Source organism: Streptomyces sp. HmicA12, assembly GCF_000373565.1.
In the GTDB taxonomy this organism is placed as follows: domain Bacteria; phylum Actinomycetota; class Actinomycetes; order Streptomycetales; family Streptomycetaceae; genus Streptomyces.
The window spans coordinates 597,848-611,256 of record NZ_KB891797.1 but is presented as its reverse complement, the minus strand read 5'-3'; the positions used below and the strand labels follow the sequence as shown (position 1 = coordinate 611,256).

Here is a 13,409-nt window from a genome sequence, read left to right as displayed (position 1 = left end):
GCCGCCACCATGGACGTATGACGCAAGAGGAATCCCCGGTCGGCACGGCCGCCCCGGCCTCCGGCAAGGAACCCGCGCCCGCGCGCCGCTTCCGCAGGGACCGCCGGCACAAGACGCTGGGCGGCGTGTGCGCGGGGCTCGGCCGGCACTGCGACATGGACCCGGTGATCTTCCGGATCGTGCTCGCCGTGCTCGCCGTGACCGGCGGCGTCGGCCTGATCTTCTACGGCTTCGCCTGGCTCTTCGTGCCGTACGACGACGCGGACGAGAACGAGTTCAGGAAGCTGCTCACCGGGCGGGTCGACGGTCCGGGGCTCGCCGCGATCGTCACCGCCCTGGTCGGCTGCGGCGTCTTCCTCTCCATGCTGAACAACGGCGGCGCCCTCACCTTCGCCGCCGTCCTCGCCCTGCTCCTCGCGGGCGCCGGGTACTGGTCGCAGCGGCGCCCCGCCACCGCCGAGGCCGACCCCGTCGCCGCGCAGGCCGTCGCGGACGCGCCGCCCGAGGCGCAGGCACCGCCGGTCACCGGGGCCGCGCCGTCGTGGTGGCGGGACCCGATCGTCAAGGACGGCACCCACTCCGGCGGCACCGGGTACTTCTGGGGGCCGCCGGGCGCCGAGGACCTCACCCCCGGGTACGCGGCCGCGGCGGGGCCCGCGGGCAGGAGGGCCCCGGCGCCGCCCCGGCCGCGCGGGCCGCGCGGCATCGGCGGGCCCACCTTCCTCGTCGCGCTCGTCGCCGGGCTCATCGGTACCGGCGCGACCTGGGACGACCGCACGCTCAGCCACAGCCTGCAGACCGGCCTCGCCTGCGCGCTCGTCGTCCTCGGACTCGGCATCGCGGTCAGCTCCTTCCGCGGGCGCACCGGCGCGGGCTCGATCGTCCTCGCGGTCGTCACGGCGGGGCTGCTCGCGGGGTCCGCCGCGCTGCCCGCCAACATCAGCACGCGGTGGATGCGCACGGACTGGTCACCGGCGAGCGTCTCCGCCGTCCACGAGAAGTACGAACTCGGCTCCGGCGTCGGCACCCTCGACCTGTCGAAGGTGGCCGTGGCCAAGGGCGCGTCGGTGTCCACGCACGTGCAGGTGGGCGCCGGCCGGGCGAAGATCGTGGTGCCGAAGGGGGCGACGGTGGAACTGCACGCCGAGGTCGGGGTCGGGGACGTCCAGTTGCCCGGCGACGAGTCGAACGACGTCGACGTCCAGCCGGGCGTCGAGAAGCGGGTCACGCTCGACCCGCCCGCCGGCGCGAAGGCCTCCGGCACGGTCGAGCTGCACGTCGAGGTCGGGGCCGGACAGGTGGAGGTGTCCCGTGCGGCATGACTTCTGGCCCGGGCGGCTGCTGGCGGGGCTCGTCCTGATGCTGACCGGGGTCGTGTACTTCGGCGACGCGGGCGGGGCCTGGGACACGCCGTGGTTCGTGGTGATTCCGCTGGTGGTCGGGGGGCTGTGCCTGGCCGGGGTGGTGGGGATGACGGCGCGGGCGGTACGGGGACGACGGCGCGGGGCGCCATAGCTCCGGGTGCGTGGGGGGGGGCTGTTTGCGCAGTTCCCCGCGCCCCTATCGCCTTCGCGCCTGCCGGGTTCCCCTGGCGTGCGGCTGAAGGTCGCGGGTGGTTGCTCGCGCAGTTCCCCGCGCCCCTGAGGCAGCGGCTCCGCCGCGCCTCCCCTGGGCGAGCGGAGCTCGCTTCAGGGGCGCGGGGAACTGCGCGAGAAGCCCCACGCACCCGCAGCTGCCCACAACGGCCGGAGCTACGGCGGTCGATCAGGGGCGCGGGGAACTGCGCGACCAGCCACGACGCAGCCGCACCCGCGCACCCCGAACTACAACGAGCCGCGCCTCCGGCCCCGCCACCACGCATCCACCGACCACACCGCCGCCCCGGCCAGGATCAGCGGGAGCCACGCCATCAGGTACGCCAGGTCGTTGCCGAGGAAGTACGGCTCCACCTGCCAGCTCACCGTCAGCCACAGGCTCAGCGAGATCAGCGCGCCGCCCACCGCCGCGATCCGGGCCAGCACCCCGAGCAACGTACCGATGCCCACCGCCAGCTCACCGAAGGCGATCGCGTAGCCGAAGCCGGCCGGTGACTTCAGCGCCAGGTCGACGAGCCCGGGAATCGCGGAGCTGTCCCGCACCCCGCGCATCTGCTCGCCGATCGACCCGGCCCCGGTCGCCGCGAAGAACGCGCTGTCGCTGAGCTTGTCGTAGGCCGCGTAGATGAACGTGATCCCGAGGAACACGCGCAACGGCACCAGCGCGTACCGCTGGGCGGTCTCCCGCCAGCCGCCGCGTCCCCCGTCGACGTACCCGATGTACGAGTCGGTCCGCATGCCGTGCGCCATAGCCGATCCGCCGCCTCTCGCGCCTGGGGCCGTTTCCGATCGAGCCCGCTACACGCCTTTACTTGACCATACGTACGAGAAGCATGTTCGGCTCAGTTCGATGAACGGTCAATCGGCGGCTCAGTCGACGACGTCGATCGCACAGCGGTTCGTCTCGACGCCCGTCGCCGTGATCACCTGCACCTCGACCCGGCCGGGCTCCACGTCCACCGGAACGGGCACGGTGAGCAGCGCGTCCGCCGGGTTGGTGAAGCCGCCGGGGACCGGGACCAGCGGGACGTGGACGTGGACCGGGCCGATGCGCACGGCGACCCGGGTCAGCTGGTCGGCGGAGCCCGCGCCCGGCGGGACGAAACCGGCGCCGCGGATCTCGATGTCGTCGCCGGTGCGGATCGGGGCGTCGAGGTCGCCGGCCTCCCTGGCCCGCACCACGGAGTGGATGACGGGGCGGCCGCCCTCCGCGTACTTGCCCGTCAGATACGTCGCCGCCGAGACGACGACGAGGACCGCCAGCCCCCAGGGCAGGTCCGGGAGTTGGTCGGGGCGACGGGCGAGCCGGGCCCCGGCCCAGACCACCGCGGCGGCGCACACGGCCACGTACTGCGTGTCGGTGAAGCTGCCGCGCCCGGAGTCGTCGGTGAGCAGGTCGGCGGCGCGCGGCCGGGCCGCCCGCACCTTCTGAAGGCGCTGGCCGAGGACCCGGAGCCCGACGACGCGGCGGACCAGGACGGCCACCGCGCAGACCACCGCGAGGACCGTCAACAGACCGGCGCCCCGGGCGAGTTCGAGGCCGTCGATCAGCGCGTCGCGCCGGGCAGGACCGGACGCGGCCGCCAGTTCACCGGCCAGGACGAGGACCGCGTACACGGACAGCAGCACCACCACGGCCGCCACCGCGCGCGACGTCGAAAGCCGGTTGTCCTCGCCGATCATCGGGGCGAGGACGCCGCCGCGCGTCCGGTGCAGGTACGCGGCGCCGGTCAGCAGCCCGGCGAGGACCGCGGCGGCGACGAGCCCGGCGGTGCGGGCGGCGCTCCAGCCCGCGCCGAACGCCGTGATCAGCTGGACCAGGAACAGCAGTCCGACGCCGCCCCAGACGACGTACAGGGTGCGCGGCCACAGCCCGGCCAGCCAGGCGGCGCCCTCCTCCCGGCTCCGGTCGGCGACCGCCTGGGCGGACTGGGTCAGTTCGTCGGAGATCCACTGCCGGGACGCCCCGGCCGAGTGGGCGACGGCGGGCGGCAGACCGGTGCCGGCCGCCAGTTCGTCGCGCTTGGCGAGGAACGCGGCGACCGCCCTGCGGTGCCCCTGGCGCGCCCCGTGCGGACAGTCTCCGCAGGTGCAGCCGCCCCCGTGCGTGTCCTGCCCCTGCCGTGCTTCCTGCACCGCCACCGTCGTGCCCCCGCCTTCGGAATCCATGATCCCGTGGTTGCCGTCAACTTCCGTGTGATGAGAGGGAATTGTGCCGTACCCGGCGCACGCTCCGGCGCGCAGGTCCACCCTGGGAGGGTGAATGGCTTTCGCCCACATTGACCGGAGTGTTGACGACGCTGCGAGAATTTCCGTATGGCCGAGATCATCCAGCGTGACGGAACCTGGGCCTTCGACGGAACCACGGTCCGCATCACCCCGGGTCTGCACCGCAGCGTGGCCCTGCTGCGGCAGACGTACGGCGAGGTCGACGTGCCGCTGGCGGCCGTCGCCGGCGTCGCCTACGAACCGGAGCGCCGCCGCGGCCGGCTCCGGCTCACCCTGCGCGAGGCCGCCGACCCGCTGCTTCAGGCCACCGGCGGCCGCCTCCCGGAGTCCGCGGACCCCTACCGGCTCGCCGTCGACACGGACCGCTCGGGCGTCGCCGAGTACCTCGCGGAGGAGATACGGCAGGCACTGCTCCTCGAACAGCTGCCGGAGGGGCCCGCCGAGTCGTATCTCGTCCCCGGGCCCGCCGTCCCCGTCTCGGTGCGCTCCAGCGACGGCACGGTCTCCTTCGACGGCAGCCGGGTGCGGATCGACTGGAGCGACACCTCGGACCGGGTGAAGCGGTCGACGGGCCCGCGGGTCATCGCGCTCGGCGACCTCGACGGGGTCGACTGGGTGCCCAACTCCGGTTACGAGGACGGGTTCCTGCGCTTCGTGACCAAGGGGACCACGCACGCCGAGCACGCGCCCGCGCCCGCCCGGCTCCCGCCGGAGAAGGACCCGTACGCCCTCGACCTGTGGGGCAACGCCCGCAAGGACCTGCTGACGGCACTCGTCGCGGCGGCGGTCACCGCCCGCCTGCCGCACCCGTCGGCGCCGCGTGACGCCTTGCCGGCCCAGGACGCGGGTCGCCGAGCCGATCATGACGTACTCCTGCGACGGCTGCGGGAGTTGGGTGATCTGCACCGTCAAGGGGTGCTCACGCAGGAGGAGTTCGCGATGACCAAGCGGGTGGTGCTCCGCGATTTCCGTTGAGCGCGGCGTCTCTACGCCAACAGCTCCGGCTCGCTGCGGGTGATGTCCTGCCACATGCTCTGGTAGTTGATCCACGCCACGAGGTCGCCGCCCGTCTGGTCGCGGGTCGCCAGGGCCTGGCGTCGGTCGATCAGTACGGGGCGTCCGGCCGCCCGCGCGGCCAGCTGGACCTGGCAGCACCGCTCCAGGGCGATGAACCACCAGGCCGCCGCGTCCACCGAGTCCCCCACGGTCAGCAGTCCGTGGTTGCGCAGCACGAGCGCCTTGTAGTGGCCCAGCGCCACGGCGATCCGCTTGCCCTCCCCCGCGTCCACGGAGACACCCGTGTACTCGTCGAGCAGCGCGTGATCCTCGTAGAAGGCGCACGCCTCCTGGGTGATCGGCTCGACCAGCTCGCCGAGCGCGGACAGGGCGCGGCCGTACGTGGAGTGGCAGTGCGCGACGGCCACCAGCTCGGGGCGGGCGCGGTGCACCTCGGCGTGCACGGTGAAGGCCGCCTGGTTGACGTGGTAGCGGCCGTGGAGCACCTGCCCGTCCCCGTTGGCGAGGACGAGGTCGCCGACGGTGACGTGCCGGAACGGCATCCCGAACGGATTGACCCAGTAGCAGTCGTCGAACTCCGGGTCGCGGACGGTGATGTGGCCCGACACCCCGTCCTCGTACCCGAGCCGGCCGAAGTTCCGCAGCGCCCCCGCGAGCCGCTCCTTGCGGTACCGCCGCTCGTCGGCGGCGCTCGTGTGCACCGGCGGCATGGCGAAGTGCAGCTGGTCGGTGGGTATCGGGGCGGGGGCGGATCCGGGCACGGGGCTCTGCGTCGACATGGGCGGAAGGTACCTCCGCGCTCTTCAAGGCGACAGAGCCGGGCTGTGAAGAGAATGCGGCGAGTCACCCGCGATACCGGACAGAAGATGTCGGGTATGCGCGGCAGACTCGACGCATGACGTCGAACTGGGCAGCTTTCACGACCGCGGAACCCGATCTCGCCAAGACCGTCGAGGAACGCTTCACCGCGTACACGCACCACGTGCTCGCGACCCTGCGCAAGGACGGTTCGCCGCGCACCTCGGGGCTCGAAGTCCGTTTTCTGCACGGGGAGTTGTGGCTCGGCATGATGCCGGACTCACTGAAGGCGCGGGACCTGCTGCGCGACGCGCGGTTCGCGCTCCAGGCGAACCCGGGCGAGGGCCAGTCGATGGGCGGCGGCGACGCGCGGATCAGCGGCCGCGCGCTCCTCGTCGAGGACCCGGCGGAGATCGCCCGCTACACCGACCGGGTCGAGGTCCCCGACCCGGACTCCTTCCACCTGTTCCGCACCGAACTGACCGAGGTGACGCGTACGTCCGTCGAGGACGACACGTACCTGGTGGTGCGGGTGTGGAAGCCGGGCGAGGCGGTCCGCACGATGAAGCGGACGTGACGGGCCCGGGCACGCTCCGCACGTGTGACAGTGCCGCCCGCCTCGACCGAGGCGGGCGGCACTGTCACACGGTCGCGGGGACTACTCCCACTCGATGGTGCCCGGCGGCTTGCTCGTGACGTCGAGGACGACGCGGTTGACGTCCGCGACCTCGTTCGTGATCCGGGTCGAGATCTTCGCGAGCACCTCGTACGGCATCCGCGTCCAGTCCGCCGTCATGGCGTCCTCGGACGAGACGGGGCGCAGCACGATCGGGTGGCCGTACGTGCGGCCGTCGCCCTGGACGCCGACGCTGCGCACGTCCGCGAGCAGGACCACCGGGCACTGCCAGATCTCGCGGTCCAGGCCGGCCGCGGTGAGCTCCTCGCGGGCGATGGCGTCGGCCTCGCGCAGCAGGTCGAGGCGGTCGCGCGTGACCTCGCCGACGATGCGGATACCGAGACCCGGACCCGGGAACGGCTGGCGCTGGACGATCTCGTCCGGCAGGCCGAGCTCGGCGCCGACCATGCGGACCTCGTCCTTGAACAGCTTGCGCAGCGGCTCGACGAGCTCGAACTCGATGTCGTCGGGCAGGCCGCCGACGTTGTGGTGCGACTTGATGTTCGCGGTGCCGGTGCCGCCGCCGGACTCGACGACGTCGGGGTAGAGCGTGCCCTGCACGAGGAACGCGACCTCGGGGCCGTCCTCCTGGAGGATCTCCAGCTGGGCCTGCTCGAAGACGCGGATGAACTCACGGCCGATGATCTTGCGCTTGGTCTCCGGGTCGGAGACCCCGGCCAGCGCGTCCAGGAAGCGCTCGCTCGCGTCGACGACCTTCAGGTTCGCGCCGGTCGCGGCGACGAAGTCCTTCTCGACCTGCTCGGTCTCGCCCTTGCGCATCAGGCCGTGGTCGACGTACACGCAGGTCAGCTGCGAGCCGATGGCCTTCTGGACCAGGGCCGCGGCGACCGCCGAGTCGACGCCGCCGGACAGACCGCAGATGGCGCGCTTGTCGCCGACCTGGGCGCGGATCGCGGCGACCTGCTCCTCGATGACGTTGCCGGTCGTCCAGTCGGGCTTGAGGCCCGCACCGCGGTACAGGAAGTGCTCGAGCACCTGCTGGCCGTGGGTCGAGTGCATGACCTCGGGGTGGTACTGGACCCCGTACAGCTTCTTCTCGTCGTTCTCGAAGGCGGCGACCGGGACGACCTCGGTGGAGGCGGTCACGGTGAAGCCCTCGGGGGCGGCGGAGCAGGCGTCGCCGTGCGACATCCACACGGGCTGCTCGGCCGGGGTGCCCTCGAAGAGGGTCGAGTCGGCCTTGGAGACGGCGAGCGGGGTGCGGCCGTACTCGCGGGCGCCGGTGTTGTCGACGGTGCCGCCGAGGGTCGTCGCCATGAGCTGGAAGCCGTAGCACATGCCGAAGACGGGGACACCCGCCTCGAAGATCGCGCGGTCCAGGCGCGGGGCGCCCTCCGCGTAGACCGACGAGGGGCCGCCGGAGAGGATGATCGCCGCCGGGTTCTTGGCGAGCATCTCCGCGACCGGCATGGTGCTCGGCACGATCTCGCTGTAGACCCGGGCCTCACGGACGCGGCGGGCGATGAGCTGGGCGTACTGCGCACCGAAGTCGACGACCAGGACGGTGTCGGGGGCGGCGGCAGCGGAAGTCGCTGATGACACGGGTTGCCTTCCGGCGGCTTAGCAGGGGGTCGTGCGGCCGAGTCTACCGGGCGGGTCCCGGGGGTCTTCGCGGCTCCTGTGACGGGGGTGCTTCGCGGGCCGGTCTTCGTGATGGGGGGCGGGTGATGGGGGGCGGGTGATGGGGGGCGGGTCGGATGCTGGGTGAGTGGGTGGGCGGTGTTCGTGTTCGTGGTCGGGTGCGCGTGCGCGGTGGCTGGTCGCGCAGTTCCCCGCGCCCCTGGCGGGGCTTGTCGCCGTCGTCGGGTGCGCGTGCGCGGTGGCTGGTCGCGCCGTTCCCCGCGCCCCTGGCGGGGCTTGTCGCCGTCGTCGGGTGCCGGTCGTGTGTGGTTGCTCGCGCCGTTCCCCGCGACCCTGACGGGGCTCTTCGCCGTCGTCGGGTGCCCCGCCGTGCGTGGTGCTCGCGCCGTTCCCCGCGCCCCTGACGGGGCTCTTCAACGTCGTCGGGTGCCCCGCCGTGCGTGGTGCTCGCGCCGTTCCCCGCGACCCTGACGGGGCTTGTCGCCGTCGTCGGGTGCCCCGCCGTGCGTGGTGCTCGCGCCGTTCCCCGCGCCCTTGGCGGGGCGGGCGTCTGCGCGGGCCGTTTTGGGTGGGGGGTGTTGTGCTTATACTCGGCCTCATGTTCTCGCAGACGACGTTCGTCTTTACCTATGGCAGCCGGCCCGCCGGATGCCATGGTTGTGCTGCTTGAGCCACTGACAAGCGACTTCCCAGGCGCCCCGGGCCGACAAGGCCCGGGGCGTCTGGCGTTTCCGGGGGTTGTCGGGCCGGGGTGGCCGCCCACCTCTCAGGAGCCCGCATCATGAACACCACCGCCACCGAGAAGACCGGCGCCCACACCGTCGACGCCGCCGAACTGATCTCCGGCGCCCGCGAGCGCATCGACGCGCTCGACGACCGGATCATCGGGCTCGTCCAGGAACGGATGGCCGTGTCCGCCGTGATCCAGGAGGCCCGCATCACCTCGGGCGGACGGCGGGTGAACCTCTCGCGCGAGATGGAGATCCTGAGTCACTACAGGGAGGCGTTGGGCAAGCCCGGCACCTCGCTCGCCATGACGCTGCTCGAACTGTGCCGGGGCCGGGTCTGAGCCGGATCTCAGTTCGGTTCCGCACTCACCCGTACGGCGCGTGACCAGAAGCCCGGAGGCTTCGTTGGTCCCGATGTCCGTGCCAGCCAGGGGCGGGCCCAACCGAACCACGCGTGGCTCCGCTGGAGCGATGAGACGTCACGGTCACGCCGTACGTCGTGGGACCTCGCTCCAGTGAAGTGACCGGACGGCAGGGGACAGCAGCCCGGTCACCCAAGAGAACGGTCGGTCCCGGGGACGCCCGGGGCCGGCCGGCCTCCCTCCTCACCCCCCACACCACCGAGCACGGCGCACAGGAAACCCCCACGCCTGTACGTCAAGTCCCCTGCTCCAGAAGCCGATCGACCATCGCGGTCGTACGAGACCAACGGCGCTACCCCCCGGCGCCGTCCCGCGGCACCGACGCTGCCCTGACGTCGGAGCCGACAGCGAAGGGCCCCGCAGATCCGTCCTGCGGGGCCCTTCGCTCACGCCGTGCGGCCGCCGTCCTACTTCGCGGCCTTCTCCAGCTTCGTCACCTGCGCCTCGATCAGCTCGGCCGGAACCTCGGCCTTCTTGGAGTCCAGGACGTTCATCCCGTAGAAGACCGTCAGCGTCGAACCGCTGCGCACGATGGTGTACGCCATCGGGATCGTCTCACCGTCGATCTTGCCGGTGAGCGAGTAGGCGACCGCCTCGTCACCCAGGGCCGGGGCCTTGAGCGGCTTGATGCCGGTGTACTGGTAGTCGGTGTGCTCGTACGAGTCGCACTTCTCGCTCTGCGTGCGCAGGTCGGCGACCACCTTCTTGGCGTCGCCCTCCTTGTGCGCGAGCAGCGCCATCCGGATCACCGTGGCGTCCGTCTGCTTCTGGCTGGTCAGCGAACGCGAGACGCGGGCCGCGGCGTCGGGCTCGGTGCCGAGCAGGAACAGGTCGGCGATCGCCTGGCAGGAGGCGGGCTTCGCGGGGACGCTCACGTCCGGGATGTCGGCGTCGGGCGTCTTGCCGACGCGCCAGCCCTTGGCGTCGTCCTTGGTGATGACGACCTTGGTCAGCTCCGCCTCGGAGAGCGGCTTCAGCTCCGGCTTCGCCGAGGCCGAGGCCTTCGCCGCGGGCTTCGCCCCGGCATCCTTGGCGGCATCGCCCTTGGCGTCGTCCCCACCCGCACCGCACGCCGCTGTCGTGGCGAGCGCCGCCACCGCGAGGGCACCTGCCAGTACGCGACCCAGACCTGACTTCACGTTCTTCCCCACCTCTGGTGTTCATGGGCGCGTTCACGACAGTGCCGTGACGGCCGCGCCGAGGCGCAATCAAAGCTCCCGACCTGCGCATTTGCCAGCCCTTTAGCTCCTCTTTGGGTAACGATCAGAGATCACCGAAAAGGTTGTACGGTGCGGACATGACACGCGGCACAGTGCCGGCCCCGGCACGGGGTCTCATAAAGATTCTGTGAGATTCGGGACAACCATTCACAGGGATCGCAGGTCACAGAAGCCGAACCAACGGCCACACCCGCGATCGCCACCGCGGAGGCCTCCACTCCGTAACCATTGAGGTCTTCATGAAGCTTCGCCGCGCACTGGTGACTGCGGCCGCGACGGCCGCCATAGCCCCGATCGCCCTCCTGTCCGCTCCGGCCGCCTTCGCGGACCCGGCGCCGGGCGCCACCGCCGAGACCACCGCGACGACCCCGGCCCCGCAGGAGACGGAGACCCAGACCCCGCCGGCCGAGGAGACTCCCGCGGAGGAGACCCCCGCCGAGACGCCCCAGACGGACAATCCCGGGACCGGCGACACCCCGCCCGGCGAGGTCGCGCCCGTCACGCCGCCGGAGAAGACCGACGAGCCGACCGACGGGCCGACGGACGAGCCCACGGACGAGGCCGACGAGTGCAGCAAGTACGAGGACAGCCCCGGCACCCTCGCCGAGCTGCGCGGGCTGCCCTCGAAGATCGTGGCGGGCTCCGGCTGGCACGGCTTCACGTTCCGCGTCTCCAACTACACCGGTGAGAACTTCGAGTCGGTCTCGGCGGGGCTGTACGCCTTCGCGTTCCAGTACAACGAGGACGCCACGGAGATCTCCCGCTACCTGCACGTGCAGTGGTCCGACGGGTCCGTCTGGCAGAACATCGACACCGAGATCGACGCGGACGACTTCGCCGACCTCGGCTCCCTCGCCCCGAAGAAGCACGCCGACCTCAAGCTGCGCATCAAGGTCGACGCCAAGGCCCCGAGCGGGCTCGGCGGCTCGATGGCCTTCGCCACCAGCGTGAACGCGGACGGCGTCTGCGGCTTCAGCGTCCCCGAGGACCAGGAGTACCGCTTCGAGATCCTGGCCGCGGGCAACGCGACGCCGAGCACGGTCCCGCCGGCCACGAGCACGCCCGAGCCGAGCAACACGCCGGCGCCGCAGTCCAGCTCCACCCCGCTCGCCGGGTCGCTCGCCGCGACCGGCTCCAGCTCGATGCTGCCGACCGTCGGGGTCATCGGCGGCCTCGCCGTCGTCGCCGGCGCCGGTGTCGTCTACTCCGTGCGTCGTCGCAAGGTGAGCAACGAGGCGTAAACGCCCGTACGACAGGTGAAGGACCCGCACTCGGAGGGGGGTGCGGGTCCTTCGTGCTCTCCATCGACCGCCGCGCGGTTACTTCTTCTTCGGCGGCACCGCCGGCATCCCCAGGAACGGCAGCTTCAGCGCGCCGAACGCGTCCGCCGGGACGGCCGGGTTCTTCGGCTCGACCGGGGACAGCCGCACGTACGCCGCGCCGGACCGCGGGCGCTGGTCCTCCTCGCCCTTGTTGGGCCAGTACGACATCGCGCGCTCGGCCTGCGCCGTGATCGTGAGCGACGGGTTCACGCCCAGGTTGGCGGAGACCGCGGAGCCGTCGACGACCGAGATGCCGGGGTGGCCGTAGACCCGGTGGTACGGGTCGATCACGCCGGTCTCCGCGCTGTCGCCGATGGGGCAGCCGCCGAGGAAGTGGGCGGTGAGCGGGGTGCCCATCAGCTCACCGACGTTCGACCCCGCGAAGCCGTTGATCTCGGCGGCGAGCGCGGCCGCGCCCTCCGAGGCCGCCTTGATCTGCTTGGGGTTGGGGGCGCCGTGGCCCTGCTTGGCCGTGAGCAGACCCTTGCCGACGCCGTCCGGCTTCAGGTACGTCGTCAGGGAGTTGTCGAGCGACTGCATCACGAGGCCGATGATGGTGCGCTCCGACCACTTGCGGTTGGAGAGCGCGCGCACGGCCAGGGTCGGGTGCTTGACGACGTTCGCCAGCCAGCCCGCGACGAGCGACGAGCCCTCCGCGTAGGGGACTTGAAGGACCGACATGCCGCCCATCGCGTTCGAGCCCTTGCCGTAGCGGACCGGCTCGATGTGCGTGTTCTCGTCCGGGTGGATCGAGGACGTGATGGCGACGCCACGGGTGAAGTCGGCCCGGCCCGCGCCGTGCTTCTTCTTGTAACGCCGGTCGGTGGTCTGCGCGCCGACGAGAGCCTCGGAGTTGGTACGGGTCAGCTCTCCCAACTTCTCCGAGAGGTGCGGGAGTTGTCCGCTCGCCTTCATACGGTGCAGGAGGGTCTGGGTGCCGTACGTGCCGGCCGCGACGACGACCTTGCGGGCCTTGAGGGTGCGGCCCGCCGACTTCTTCTTGTTGTCGGTCGGCAGGGTCGCGATCGCGTAGCCGCCCTGCGAGTCGTCCGTCACCGAGACCACCGTCGTCATCGGGTGGACGACCGCGCCCGCCTTCTCGGCGAGGTACAGGTAGTTCTCGTTCAGGGTGTTCTTCGCGCCGTGGCGGCAGCCCGTCATGCACTCGCCGCACTCGGTGCACGCCTTGCGGGCGGGGCCCGCTCCGCCGAAGTACGGGTCCTCGACCTGCTGTCCCGGCTTCGCCCGCGTCGCGTCGGAGCCCTCGGCGTCGTCGCCGTCGCCGAAGAAGACGCCGACCGGCGCCATGTGGAAGGTGTCACCGATGCCCATCGACTGGGCGGCCGCCTTCAGGTGCACGTCGGCCGGGGTCATCGTCTTGTTGAGCCGGACCCCGAGCATGCGCTTCGCCTGGTCGTAGTACGGCTTCAACTCCTCCTCCCAGTCGGTGATGTCCTTCCACTGCGGGTCCTCGAAGAAGGGCTTCGGGGGCACGTAGAGGGTGTTGGCGTAGTTCAGCGAACCGCCGCCGACGCCCGCGCCGGCCAGCACCATCACGTTGCCGAGCAGGTGGATGCGCTGGATGCCGTACATGCCGAGCCTGGGCGCCCAGAGATAGTTCTTGATGTCCCAGGAGTTCTTGGGGAGGGTGCCGGGGGTGAACCGGCGTCCCGCTTCGAGCACCCCGACGCGATAGCCCTTCTCGGTCAGCCGCAGAGCCGACACCGAGCCACCGAACCCGGAGCCGATGACCACCACGTCGTAGTCGTAGGCGTCCTCAGTCACGTACACGTTCTCCTT

At 71.7% G+C, this 13,409-nt stretch carries 12 protein-coding genes; 6 read left to right on the top strand and 6 right to left on the bottom strand.

The window, feature by feature from the left end; genetic code table 11:
- Nucleotides 1–17 precede the first annotated feature (17 nt).
- Both B072_RS0103005 and B072_RS0103000 read left to right on the top strand, forming a co-directional pair.
- A complete protein-coding gene (locus tag B072_RS0103005) occupies nt 18–1,322 on the top strand; it encodes a PspC domain-containing protein (protein ID WP_018528442.1) in 1,305 nt (434 codons plus the stop codon).
- Entirely contained in the window at nt 1,312–1,515 is a 204-nt protein-coding gene (locus B072_RS0103000; protein WP_018528441.1) for a hypothetical protein, read from the top strand. The genes B072_RS0103005 and B072_RS0103000 overlap by 11 nt, the downstream gene beginning before the upstream one ends.
- 308 nt (nt 1,516–1,823) lie before the next feature.
- On the opposite strand, the gene B072_RS0102995 is transcribed toward B072_RS0103000, so the two are convergent.
- Both B072_RS0102995 and B072_RS0102990 read right to left on the bottom strand, forming a co-directional pair.
- Nucleotides 1,824–2,345, bottom strand: a complete 522-nt coding sequence (locus tag B072_RS0102995; protein WP_018528440.1) for a DoxX family protein — start codon at nt 2,343–2,345, stop codon at nt 1,824–1,826.
- A 120-nt stretch (nt 2,346–2,465) separates the two neighbouring features.
- Complete coding sequence (locus B072_RS0102990; RefSeq protein ID WP_026245390.1) at nt 2,466–3,737, bottom strand: hypothetical protein; 1,272 nt, start codon at nt 3,735–3,737, stop codon at nt 2,466–2,468.
- Nucleotides 3,738–3,911: 174 nt separating this feature from the next.
- Between B072_RS0102990 and B072_RS0102985 the strand changes: the two genes are divergently transcribed.
- Nucleotides 3,912–4,799 (top strand): DUF4429 domain-containing protein, encoded by an 888-nt coding sequence (locus B072_RS0102985; protein ID WP_018528438.1) that lies wholly within the window; start codon nt 3,912–3,914, stop codon nt 4,797–4,799.
- A gap of 11 nt (nt 4,800–4,810) precedes the next feature.
- On the opposite strand, the gene B072_RS0102980 is transcribed toward B072_RS0102985, so the two are convergent.
- Nucleotides 4,811–5,620 carry a class II aldolase/adducin family protein gene (locus tag B072_RS0102980; RefSeq protein WP_018528437.1) on the bottom strand — a complete coding sequence of 270 codons (810 nt, stop codon included), beginning with the start codon at nt 5,618–5,620 and terminating at the stop codon, nt 4,811–4,813.
- 116 nt (nt 5,621–5,736) lie between these two features.
- Here B072_RS0102980 and B072_RS0102975 point away from each other — a divergent pair, with 116 nt between their 5' ends.
- Entirely contained in the window at nt 5,737–6,216 is a 480-nt protein-coding gene (locus B072_RS0102975) for a pyridoxamine 5'-phosphate oxidase family protein (protein WP_018528436.1), read from the top strand.
- 81 nt (nt 6,217–6,297) lie between these two features.
- Here B072_RS0102975 and guaA read toward each other — a convergent pair whose 3' ends face one another.
- Complete coding sequence (gene guaA / locus B072_RS0102970; RefSeq protein ID WP_018528435.1) at nt 6,298–7,878, bottom strand: glutamine-hydrolyzing GMP synthase; 1,581 nt, start codon at nt 7,876–7,878, stop codon at nt 6,298–6,300.
- A gap of 820 nt (nt 7,879–8,698) precedes the next feature.
- Between guaA and B072_RS0102965 the strand changes: the two genes are divergently transcribed.
- Nucleotides 8,699–8,986 carry a chorismate mutase gene (locus B072_RS0102965; RefSeq protein WP_018528434.1) on the top strand — a complete coding sequence of 96 codons (288 nt, stop codon included), beginning with the start codon at nt 8,699–8,701 and terminating at the stop codon, nt 8,984–8,986.
- 488 nt (nt 8,987–9,474) lie between these two features.
- Here B072_RS0102965 and B072_RS0102960 read toward each other — a convergent pair whose 3' ends face one another.
- Nucleotides 9,475–10,206, bottom strand: coding sequence for a hypothetical protein (locus B072_RS0102960; protein WP_234018775.1), 732 nt, complete (start codon nt 10,204–10,206; stop codon nt 9,475–9,477).
- Nucleotides 10,207–10,526: 320 nt separating this feature from the next.
- Between B072_RS0102960 and B072_RS0102955 the strand changes: the two genes are divergently transcribed.
- On the top strand, nt 10,527–11,528 hold the full coding sequence (locus B072_RS0102955; RefSeq protein WP_018528432.1) for an LPXTG cell wall anchor domain-containing protein: 1,002 nt from the start codon (nt 10,527–10,529) through the stop codon (nt 11,526–11,528).
- Nucleotides 11,529–11,606: 78 nt separating this feature from the next.
- Here the strand turns inward: B072_RS0102955 and B072_RS0102950 are convergent, their stop codons facing one another.
- On the bottom strand, nt 11,607–13,394 hold the full coding sequence (locus B072_RS0102950; protein WP_026245389.1) for a GMC oxidoreductase: 1,788 nt from the start codon (nt 13,392–13,394) through the stop codon (nt 11,607–11,609).
- Nucleotides 13,395–13,409 lie beyond the last annotated feature (15 nt).

Bases quoted from the DNA above. Each gene is read 5' to 3' on its own strand.
- B072_RS0103005 (WP_018528442.1), top strand. From the start codon at position 18: ATGACGCAAGAGGAATCCCCGGTCGGCACGGCCGCCCCGGCCTCCGGC.
- B072_RS0102995 (WP_018528440.1), bottom strand. From the start codon at position 2,345: ATGGCGCACGGCATGCGGACCGACTCGTACATCGGGTACGTCGACGGG.
- B072_RS0102985 (WP_018528438.1), top strand. From the start codon at position 3,912: ATGGCCGAGATCATCCAGCGTGACGGAACCTGGGCCTTCGACGGAACC.
- B072_RS0102980 (WP_018528437.1), bottom strand. From the start codon at position 5,620: ATGTCGACGCAGAGCCCCGTGCCCGGATCCGCCCCCGCCCCGATACCC.
- B072_RS0102975 (WP_018528436.1), top strand. From the start codon at position 5,737: ATGACGTCGAACTGGGCAGCTTTCACGACCGCGGAACCCGATCTCGCC.
- B072_RS0102965 (WP_018528434.1), top strand. From the start codon at position 8,699: ATGAACACCACCGCCACCGAGAAGACCGGCGCCCACACCGTCGACGCC.
- B072_RS0102955 (WP_018528432.1), top strand. From the start codon at position 10,527: ATGAAGCTTCGCCGCGCACTGGTGACTGCGGCCGCGACGGCCGCCATA.